Origin of the sequence: Streptomyces sp. SPB074 (assembly GCF_000154905.1) — a bacterium.
Lineage (GTDB): Bacteria > Actinomycetota > Actinomycetes > Streptomycetales > Streptomycetaceae > Streptomyces.
Map to the genome: position 1 here is coordinate 1,824,894 of NZ_GG770539.1, position 2,034 is coordinate 1,826,927.

A 2,034-nucleotide genomic window follows, 5' to 3' on the forward strand; every position below is an offset into this window, starting at 1 on the left:
CGAGGAGGACGTCGCCGAGGCGGTGACCGACCGGCGGCCGGCCGCCCACGTGCTGGGCGGTCACTAGGGGGTGTCTTCAAATGATCGCCACTGATGGATCATGGTGCCGTGATACGTCGTCATGACACGCGTGCGGCGCGGCGGCGCTGCGGTCGCCGCGCCCGTTACGTACCCGTATGGTTTCGGCCAGGGAAATCCCGTACCCGACCCCACCGTCCGTTGGGCCCCGGCCCGCATGATGTGTCCCACCCCGGGCACCCTCCCGGAATACCGGCACCACCGACGGGCCGGTCCAGCGAACGGCCCGTCACCGTACGGACCCCTCCCTACTGCCCCACCGGTCACCGTGGGGCCTGCGCGCCAGGGTCTTACCGCTTCGCGCGGGGCGCGTGAACCTGCTGGTGTACCCGGGGAAAGGACACGACCGCCGCCATGTCGGATGCCCCAAGGACGCTCGTCCCTTCCCCCAGCCCCGTCCCGGACCCGGGGGAACTGCTCGCCTCGCTCGACCCGCCGCTGCGCGACTGGCTGCCCCGGCAGCGCTGGTTCGCCGGCAAGGGCCGTCCCGTCACCGGCTTCACCCTCGTCTCGCTCACCGAGCTGCTGCCCTGGCACGGCGCCCGCGCGGGCGCGCCGGGGCTGCTGCACCTCCTCGTCCGCGCCGACCAGGACCCGGACCACCCGGGCGACTGCTACCAGCTGCTGCTCGGCGTACGCGGCGAACTGCCGCCGCGCCTCGCGCACGCCCTCATCGGCCGCCCCGGCTCCGGGCCGCTCGCCGGGCTCGTCGTCTACGAGGCGCTCCAGGACCCGCGCCCGGCCGAACTCCTCCTGGAGCGGATGCGGACGCCGGGACACCTCGGCGACCTGCGCTTCGGGCGCGACGCGCGGACCACGATCCCGTCCGGCCTGACGCCGCTGCCGTTGGGCTCGGAACAGTCCAACTCCTCGCTGGTGTACGGCGATACGTTCATTCTCAAGCTCTTCCGGCGGGTCGTGCCCGGTGCAAACCCGGACCTGGAACTGCCCCTGGCGCTCTCACGGCAGGGCTGCGCGCGGGTGCCCGCGCCCGTCGCGTGGATGGAGGCGGAGCCGGGGCACGGCGCGGGGGACGGCGCGCGGGGCGGCACCGCCGCAGAGCCCTACGTGCTCGGGGTGCTCCAGCCCTTCCTGACCGGCTCCGACGACGGCTGGGAGCTCGCGCTGCGGCGGCTCGCGGCGGGTGCGGACTTCACCGCCGAGGCGCGCGCGCTCGGCCGGGCCACGGCCGAGGTGCACACCGCGCTGGCGGCGGCGCTGCCCGCCGTGACGCTCGGGCCCGCCCAGCTCACCGCGCTCGCCGGGGACATGACGCGCCGCCTGGAGGAAGCGGCGGCGGCGGTGCCCGAGCTGCGCCCGTACGCGCCGGGGCTGCGCACCGCCTTCGCGCGCCTGGCGGCGGCGGGCCGCGAGGGCAGGACGTGGAGCGCGCAGCGCGTGCACGGGGACCTGCACCTCGGGCAGTGCCTGCGCGCGGCGGACGGCTACTGGTCGCTCATCGACTTCGAGGGCGAGCCCGCGCGCCCCCTCGCCGAGCGCCGCCACGCCTTCCCGCCCGTGCGCGACGTGGCCGGGATGCTGCGCTCCTTCGACTACGCCGCCCGCAGCCACGAACCGTGGGCGCCCGAGTGGGCCACGGCCTGCCGGGCCGCGTACTGCGAGGGCTACGCGGAGATCGCCGGCCGCGACCCGCGCGAGGACCCGGACCTGCTCACCGCCTACGAGACGGACAAGGCCGTGTACGAGGTCCTGTACGAGGCCCGGCACCGCCCGGACTGGCTCCCCGTCCCGCTCGCGGCCATCGCGCGGCTCGCGGCGGACGCGCAGGCGCGGGCGGCGGAGGGCGGCGGCACGCCCGGCGCGGAGCCGGCGACCGGCACGGGGCCCGCGCCCGCGCGCCCCGAGTCCGCGCGCGTCGCCCCCGGTTTTAATAATTCTTTTTTTTTTTTTTTTTTTTTTTTTTTTTTTTTTTTTTTTTTTTTTTTTTTTTTTTTT

General features: G+C 74.0%; 1 protein-coding gene. It reads left to right on the forward strand.

Annotated elements, in window-relative coordinates; translation table 11 throughout:
- Window positions 1-432: 432 nt before the first annotated feature.
- Window positions 433-2,034, forward strand: a 1,602-nt coding sequence (locus tag SSBG_RS35405; RefSeq protein ID WP_078491239.1) for a maltokinase N-terminal cap-like domain-containing protein, incomplete at its 3' end; no start/stop codon positions are given.